The sequence below is a fragment of the Methylobacterium sp. WL103 genome, from assembly GCF_008039885.1.
Taxonomy (GTDB): Bacteria; Pseudomonadota; Alphaproteobacteria; order Rhizobiales; family Beijerinckiaceae; genus Methylobacterium; species Methylobacterium cerastii.
Map to the genome: position 1 here is coordinate 1 of NZ_VRUX01000167.1, position 7,808 is coordinate 7,808.

The 7,808-nt window shown below is 69.5% G+C and carries 6 protein-coding genes and 2 pseudogenes; 4 read left to right on the forward strand and 4 right to left on the reverse strand.

Going from position 1 to position 7,808, the window contains the following annotated elements; all coding sequences use genetic code 11:
• The 3 genes and pseudogenes from FV222_RS12210 to FV222_RS12215 all read left to right on the forward strand — a co-directional run.
• A pseudogene (locus FV222_RS12210) lies at positions 1-462 on the forward strand (tRNA (guanosine(37)-N1)-methyltransferase TrmD); the annotation flags it as partial.
• Positions 463-666: 204 nt separating this feature from the next.
• The gene (locus FV222_RS29595) at positions 667-852 is read left to right on the forward strand and encodes a hypothetical protein (RefSeq protein ID WP_187275045.1); all 186 of its coding nucleotides are present in this window, start codon (positions 667-669) and stop codon (positions 850-852) included.
• A 149-nt stretch (positions 853-1,001) separates the two neighbouring features.
• Complete coding sequence (locus FV222_RS12215; protein ID WP_147750536.1) at positions 1,002-2,171, forward strand: phosphoserine transaminase; 1,170 nt, start codon at positions 1,002-1,004, stop codon at positions 2,169-2,171.
• 127 nt (positions 2,172-2,298) lie between these two features.
• On the opposite strand, the gene FV222_RS12220 is transcribed toward FV222_RS12215, so the two are convergent.
• The 4 genes from FV222_RS12220 to tesB form a co-directional block, all read right to left on the reverse strand.
• Complete coding sequence (locus tag FV222_RS12220; protein ID WP_147750537.1) at positions 2,299-3,576, reverse strand: outer membrane beta-barrel protein; 1,278 nt, start codon at positions 3,574-3,576, stop codon at positions 2,299-2,301.
• A gap of 450 nt (positions 3,577-4,026) precedes the next feature.
• Entirely contained in the window at positions 4,027-5,532 is a 1,506-nt protein-coding gene (locus FV222_RS12225) for an ammonium transporter (RefSeq protein ID WP_147750538.1), read from the reverse strand.
• Between the two features lie 83 nt (positions 5,533-5,615).
• Positions 5,616-5,954, reverse strand: a complete 339-nt coding sequence (locus FV222_RS12230; RefSeq protein WP_147728184.1) for a P-II family nitrogen regulator — start codon at positions 5,952-5,954, stop codon at positions 5,616-5,618.
• Between the two features lie 310 nt (positions 5,955-6,264).
• Complete coding sequence (gene tesB, locus FV222_RS12235) at positions 6,265-7,173, reverse strand: acyl-CoA thioesterase II (protein WP_147814433.1); 909 nt, start codon at positions 7,171-7,173, stop codon at positions 6,265-6,267.
• Positions 7,174-7,377: 204 nt separating this feature from the next.
• On the opposite strand from tesB, the pseudogene FV222_RS12240 reads away from it, so the two are divergent.
• Positions 7,378-7,808: pseudogene (locus FV222_RS12240) on the forward strand (2-octaprenyl-6-methoxyphenyl hydroxylase); the annotation flags it as partial.

A 7,808-nucleotide genomic window follows, 5' to 3' on the forward strand; every position in this document is an offset into this window, starting at 1 on the left:
GGCCCGGACGACGCGCGGCCCCGCCTGCTCATGTCCCCGCGCGGAAGACCGCTGACGCAGGTGCGGGTGCGGGCCTTGAGCGCGGGGGAGGGCGCGGTGATCGTCTGCGGCCGGTTCGAGGGGGTGGACGAGCGGGTGATCGCGGGGCGCGGCCTCGAGGAGGTCTCGATCGGCGACTACGTGCTCTCGGGCGGCGAGATCGCGGCGATCACCCTCGTCGACGCCTGCGTGCGCCTGCTGCCCGGCGTGATGGGCAAGGCGGCCTCGGGCGACGAGGAAAGTTTTGAGGGCGGACGCCTCGAATACCCGCACTACACCCGGCCCCGCGACTGGGAGGGCCGCACGATCCCGGACGTCCTCACCGGCGGCGACCACGGCGCGATCCGCGCCTGGCGCCGCGCGGAATCCGAGCGGATCACCGCCGAGCGCAGGCCGGATCTGATGGGGAAGCCGCGCGGGTAGTGCGTCCGTCACGTCCGAATGGTCGAAGAACCGAGATCGCGTGCCGATCTTTCGCATCGTCGGTTGCGAGTCCGACGGAGATCTCAATAGGACCTCAGGCTCGCCGGACCTTCCTCTGCCAAAAAACAAAAACATTAAGAACGACCAGCATTCCGATCAGCTGCTTCGGTTTTTGGACTGCGCCGTCATCAACCGCCTTCACGCATGATCGATCAATCGTGCGACGAAGACTTGGACCTCGAACCCTACGATACGGTGAGGGGAATTTTTACCGAGGGCGGCGAACTCTATCCCGGGTCGGGATTCAAGCAAAAGAGCCATACGCAGATCGCGGTGCGAAATCCGCGTTGTATTCGTGGCCTCTTCATTCCGGTATCCGAGCCGATCTGATGCCGGACCGGCGTCGGGGGCGCCGAACCGGGACGCCCGGTGAAGATTTTTCCAAGCCCCCCATGATTGCGCCGATGCTCGGATCGGCGCATCCCGGCGGCGGGACACGCCTCCCCGACGAGGTGCGCCCATCTGTAAGGATGGATCTGATGTTGCGCCGACCCGACACACGCCCGCGCTTACCCCATTTCTCGTCCGGCCCCTGCGCCAAGCGCCCCGGCTGGACGCCGGCGGCCTTGGCCGACGCGCCGCTCGGCCGCTCGCACCGCTCGCCCGCGGGCAAGGCCAAACTGAAGCAGGCGATCGACCTGACGCGGGCGGTGCTGCGGGTGCCGGCCGACTACCGAATCGGCATCGTCCCGGCCTCCGACACCGGCGCCGTCGAGATGGCGATGTGGTCGATGCTCGGGCCGAAGACCGTGGAGGTGGCGGCCTGGGAGGCGTTCGGCTCCGAATGGGTCACCGACACCCTGAAGCAGCTCAAGATCAGCCCCCGCATCCACCAGACGCCCTACGGCGTGCTGCCCGACCTGTCGGCGATCGACACGAAAGCCAACGACGTGGTCTTCACCTGGAACGGCACCGCCGCCGGGGTGAAGGTGCCGGACGGCGACTGGATCGCCGCCGACCGCGAGGGCATCACGATCTGCGACGCGACCTCGGCCGCCTTCGCGCAGGCGCTCGACTGGGACAAGCTCGATGTCGTGACCTTCTCCTGGCAGAAGGTGATGGGCGGCGAGGCGGCGCACGGCATGCTGGTGCTCTCGCCCCGCGCCGTCGCCCGCCTGGAGAGCCACGTCCCGGCCTGGCCGCTGCCGAAGGTGTTCCGCCTCACCAAGGGGGCTAAGCTGATCGAGGGGATCTTCTCCGGCGACACCATCAACACGCCCTCCATGCTCGCGGTCGAGGACTACCTCGACACGCTCGCCTGGGCGCAATCGCTCGGCGGGCTCGACGCCCTGCACGCGCGGGCCGACGGGAACGCGAAGGTGATCCACGATTGGGTCGCGCGCACGCCCTGGATCGCCAACCTCGCGGTCGACCCGGCGACCTACTCCAACACCGGCGTGTGCCTCGTCATCGCCGACGCGGACGTGCTCGCGCTGGGCGACGCCGTGGTGGAGCGGGTCGCCAAGGGCATCGTCGAGACCCTGGAGCGCGAGGGCGTGGCCCTCGACATCGGCGCCTACCGCGACGCGCCGCCCGGCCTGCGCATCTGGTGCGGCGGCACGGTGGAGCGGAGCGACCTGGAGGCCCTGACGCCGTGGCTCGACTGGGCCTTCGCCCAGCAGAAGGCGGCGCTGACGCAGGCCGCCTGAGCGCGGACCGCCTCGCCCGGCAGGCCGGACGAGGCGCAGACGAAGAAGGGGCGGCGCATCGGCGCCGCCCCTTCTTCGTTCGGTCGCAAGTGCGGGACCGGATGAGCGGTCCCGCGCGGTGCCGGCCTCAGAAGGTGATGCCGGTCTCGACCATGTAGCGGTCCTGCGAGGTGCGGTTGCCGGTGCGGCCGAAGCCGGTGCCGAGCGTGCCGAGGGCGAGGTTGCCGCGGCTGATGTCGTAGAGCTCGACCCGCGAGTATTCACCGCGGAGGAAGTACTGGCCGAAGGTGAAGGTCGGCGTGACGGTGAAGGACAGCGCCTCGCTGCCCGGGCCGTACAGCACGGATGTCGCGGGGATCACGCTGAAGCGGCTGCCGGTCTGGGCGATGTACTCGAAGCGCCCGGCGAGCGCGAAGTTGTCGGTGAAGGCGTAGCTCGCCAGGATCGCGCCGCCGAAGGTCTCGGCGCCGTTGAGCCCGAAGGCGGCGTTGCGCTCGACGTTGGTGTACTGGATGTAGGGCGTCACGATCCAGGGGCCGGCCGCGTAGGTGTAGTTCAGGCTGACGATGCTGCTGTTCTGCAGCGCCAGGGGGGTGGCGTACTGGAAGCGCAGGCTCTGCAGGCCGGAGTTGAAGCTGCTGAAGTGCGTGCCGCCGTTGATGCCGATCGTGTTGGCGTCGTCGATCTTGTAGGTGATCAGGCCGGTGATCCAGTTGAGCTCGCCCGAGAAGAAGCCGTCGGTCGCAGCCAGCGAGGCCGCCCACGGGCCGCTGGCGTAGTTCACCTGCACGCCCTGGTTGATCACGTTCTCCTGGTTGAACAGCAGGCCGCGGGAGATGTTCAGGTTCTGGAAGGTGAACGGCAGCTCCGAGCCGATGTTGGTCGGCATGCGGCCGCCCTGCAGCGACCACTCGTCGTTGATCTGATACTTGCCGAACGCGATCGAGACCGGGGTGAAGAGCAGGTCGGTCTGGTCGAAGGCGCTGTAGATCGGCGCGCCGAGGCCGGGGATCGTGTAGGCGCCGACCGCCACGTAGAACTGGAACGGGCCGTCGGCCTTCTGGATGAAGCCCTGCAGGTTCGAGAAGTCGACGCGGCCGGCGCGGTCGTTGGGCACGCCGGGGGGCGTGACGAGCGTGTTGAACGGGTTGGTCTGGGTGTAGGCGTAGCCGGTCACCGCGCCGCCGACGTAGATCTCGCCGAGGCCGCCGATGGTGAAGCAGCTCGGGTTCGGGTTCTGCTTGATCACGCCGCCATAGGCCGGGAAGGTGATCGCGACCTTGCAGGCTTCCGGCACGGGCGGCGGGGCGGGCCGAGCCGACAGGTCGGCGGCCGACACCTGTCCGACGCAGAGCAGCGTGGCGATCGACGCCGTGGCGCCCTGGAGGAACAGCTTCAAGGTCATAGTCCGAGCCCCGTTTGTTTTTTGCTGCGGCCAAGGTGCCGAAAGTTCCCAACCTCCGCAAAAACATCTTGCGGGCAATTGCCTAGCAAAGAGGCAATCCAGAGCTGGACAGTTCTATCGCCAAGATGTGTTGCCGTCGCACCACAGCCGAACGCACCGTCAGGAGTTGATCTTCCGGAATTCCGTGCCGCTTCGTTAACGCATCGTTACCAAGCGGCGGCGGAACGAGCCGGGATCGACTGCATCGGCGAATCGCTCGACGCCGGAGGACTGGTCCGCGGCGCGATCGCCTGCCTCGGGATCAGGCTTCCGCACCGGTCTCGCCGAGCGGACCCGTCGGCGGACCCGTCGGAGGGCTGATGGGCATGCTCGCCGGCGGCTCGCTGGAACGAAAGAAGCCCCGGTGCGGGGCACCGGGGCTTCCTTGGACGTCTCGGGGACGTCGACGGCTCAGTAGTTGTAGGCGCGCTCGCCGTGGTCGGCGATGTCGAGGCCTTCGCGCTCCTCGTCCTGGGTCACGCGCAGGCCGATGGTCAGGTCCACGAGCTTGTACAGGATCGCCGAGCCGACGCCCGACCACAGCAGGGTGAGGCCGACGGCCTCCGCCTGGATGATGAACTGGCTCATCATGTCGTAGGTGCCGAGCACCATCTCGCCGGGCTTGGTCGCGTAGTCGGGGATGCCGACGCCGCCGAGCTTCGGGTCGACCAGGATGCCCGTCGCCAGGGCGCCGAGGATGCCGCCGATGCAGTGCACGCCGAACACGTCGAGCGAGTCGTCGTAGCCGATCGCGTTCTTCACGGTGGAGCACATCACGAAGCAGACGCCGCCGGCGACGAGGCCGAGGACGATCGAGCCCATCGGGCCGGCGAAACCGGACGCCGGGGTGACGGCCACGAGGCCGGCGATGGCGCCGGAGACCATGCCGAGCAGCGACGGCTTGCCCTTCATCGCCCACTCCACGAACAGCCAGGACACCGCCGCCGCCGCCGTGGCGACGAAGGTGTTGATCATGGCGAGGCCCGTGGTGCCGTTCGACTCGAGGTTGGAGCCGGCGTTGAAGCCGAACCAGCCGACCCAGAGCAGCGAGGCGCCGATCATGGTCATGGTCAGCGAGTGCGGGGCGAGCAGGTCACGGCCGTAGCCGATGCGCTTGCCGAGCATCAGGCAGCCGACGAAGCCGGCGATGCCCGCGTTGATGTGCACGACGGTGCCGCCGGCGAAGTCGAGGGCGCCCTTCTTGAACAGGAAGCCCGCGTCGGCGTTGACGGCGTCGAGGGCCGCCTGCGCGGTCGCCTTCGAGGCGTCGTCGGTGGCGGCAGCCAGGGCCTTGGCGGCGTTGCCGACCGCGTCCGGGCCGCCCCAGTACCAGACCATGTGCGCCATCGGGAAGTAGATCAGCGTCACCCAGAGGATGGTGAACACCACGAGCGCGGAGAACTTCATCCGCTCGGCGAAGGCGCCGACGATGAGGGCCGGGGTGATCATCGCGAACGTCATCTGGAAGCAGATGTAGACGTATTCCGGGATGACGACGCCGTTGGAGAAGGTCGCGACGGTCGAGTTCGGGTCGACGCCCTTCAGGAACGCCTTCGAGAAGCCGCCGACGAAGTCGTTGATGCCGCCGCCGTTGGTGAAGGCGAGGCTGTAGCCGTAGAACACCCACAGCAGGCAGACGATCGAGACGATCGCGAAGACCTGCGTCAGGACCGAGAGCATGTTCTTGGTGCGCACGAGGCCGCCGTAGAACAGGGCCAGGCCCGGCACGCTCATCATCAGCACGAGGGCCGAGGAGATCAGCATCCAGGAGGTGTCGCCCTTGTTGGGCACCAGGGCGGCGGGCGCGGGCGCGGAGGCCGCCTCGGGCACCGGCGTCTGCGCGAGGGACGGCTCGACGAGGACGAGGGCGAGCGCGGCCCCTCCCAGTCCGAGCGCGAGGGCGTTACGAAGTTTCATGGACACGAGACTCCCGGGTCGCGGTGCTGTCAGGATGGATGCGAGGCAGAATGGAGGGAGGGACGGCGTCTGTCGCCGGCCGCTCAGAGCGCGTCGGCGTCGGTCTCGCCGGTGCGGATCCGGACGGCCTTCTCCAGCGGCATGACGAAGATCTTGCCGTCGCCGATCTGGCCGGTGCGGGCGGCGCCCGCGATGGCGTCGATCACCGTGCTGGTCAGGTCGGCGGCGACCGCGACCTCGATCTTCAGCTTGGGCAGGAAGCTCACGGCGTATTCCGCGCCGCGGTAGATCTCGGTGTGGCCCTTCTGGCGGCCGTAGCCCTTGACCTCGGTCACCGTCAGGCCGTGCACGCCGATGCCGGTCAGCGCGTCGCGCACCTCCTCCAGCTTGAACGGCTTGATGATGGCCATCACGATTTTCATGGGTGGCGCCCCCTGCTGTGGCTTGGGAACCGTCCGCCGCAGCCGACGCTCGGCAGGGGGCCCCGGTCCGGGAATGGTCGCGCAGGGCCGGAATGGCCCCGCGATCGCCGGGCCGTCATTCAAGGACTATGCCAGGGCCGACGTTTTCGGGAACCTTTTCGCATCCGTCCCGAATGCACACGCATTGGTCGCGCACTGGCGCGGCGGCGGGCGCAAGCTGAGCAGTAGATGCCTACTGAGAAGGCATCTTGCTCGATCGAAGCTCAATCGAACGGCCACCAAGGCCGCCGCCGAAGGGTTTGGCGCGAAACTAGGCCGACCGCGGGCGGATCAGGCCCTCCTGCGCCACCGACGCCACCAGCGTCCCGTCGCGCGAGAAGATCTGGCCGCGGGCGAAACCCCGGGCGCCCGCCGCGTTGGGGCTGTCCTGCGCGTAGAGCAGCCAGTCGTCGGCCCGGAACGGGCGGTGGAACCACAGGGCGTGGTCGAGGCTCGCCGACTGGATGTCGGCATCGAACACCGAGCAGCCGTGGGCGATCAGCGTGGCGTCGAGCAGGGTCATGTCCGAGGCGTAGGCGAGCACCGCCTGGTGGATCGCCGGGTCGTCGGGGAGCGTCGAGGCCGCGCGCAGCCAGACATTGCACAGGGGCGCCTGCGGCCCGCCTTCGAGGTAGCGCCGCAGGTCGACCGGCTTCAGCTCGATCGGGCGGGGACGGCCGAAATAGCCGGCCACCGCCGCGGGGATGCCGGGCACGCCCTTGGCGAGCAGGGACTTGGTGTCGGGCAGCGATTCCGGCGGCGGCGCCTCGGGCATCGCCGCCTGGTGGGCGTGGCCGGATTCCGTCACCTGGTACGAGGCGGTCATCGCGAAGATCGCGCGGCCGTGCTGGATCGCCTTGACCCGGCGCGTGGTGAAGCTCTGGCCGTCGCGGATGCGCTCGACCTCGTAGACGATCGGCACACTGGGATCGCCGCCGAGGAGGAAGTAGGCGTGGAGCGAGTGCGGCGCCCGGGCGCTCGGCACCGTGCGGGTCGCGGCGACCAGCGCCTGCCCCACCACCTGCCCGCCGAACACCCGCTTCCAGCCGTTCTGCGGGCTGACGCCGCGGAACAGGTCGGTCTCCAGCCGCTCGAGGTCGAGGATGGCGAGGAGTTCGGCGACGATGTCGGGGTTGGTCGGCGAGGCCGGCTCGGGCGGCAGGACGGGATCGGACGGCATGGCGGTGCGGCGGGCTTTCTCGGCGGGGACGCCTCCGCCATAGCATCCGCACGGCCCGCCTCGCCATCGCGCCCGCCATCGCGCTCGGCCTGCGACGGCGCCACTCCGGGACCGCCCGCCCGCGCCGGGCGTTGCCTGCGGGCGGAAGCGGTGTCACTGCCGGGACGCCGCGAGGCGGGATGCACGAACGATGAGGACGAGGCGATGAGGGGTTCGACGACCCGCCCGGGCAGCCGCCACCTGCTGCTCGCGGGCGCGGGCATCCCGGGCCTGTCGCTGGCCCTGGCCCTGCGCCAGGCGCACGGGGATGCGCTCGCGGTCACGGTCTGCGATCCGGGGCTCGCGCAGGCGGCCGTGCGGCAGCGGGGCCGGGCCTTCGCCATCGCGGCGGGCGGCCGGCGCATGCTGGAGCGGCTCGGGATCTGGGACGGGCTCGGGGCGGCGGCCGCACCGATCACCGAGATGGCGATCAGCGACAGCCGGCTCCCCGACCCGGTGCGCCCGGTCTTCCTCACCTTCGCGCAGACGCCGCGGGACGCCGACGGCCCCTTCGCCCACATGGTCGAGGCGGAGGCGCTTGTGGAAGCCCTTCGCGCGGCCTGCGAGGCGGCCGGCGTCGCGCTGGAGCCGGTCGG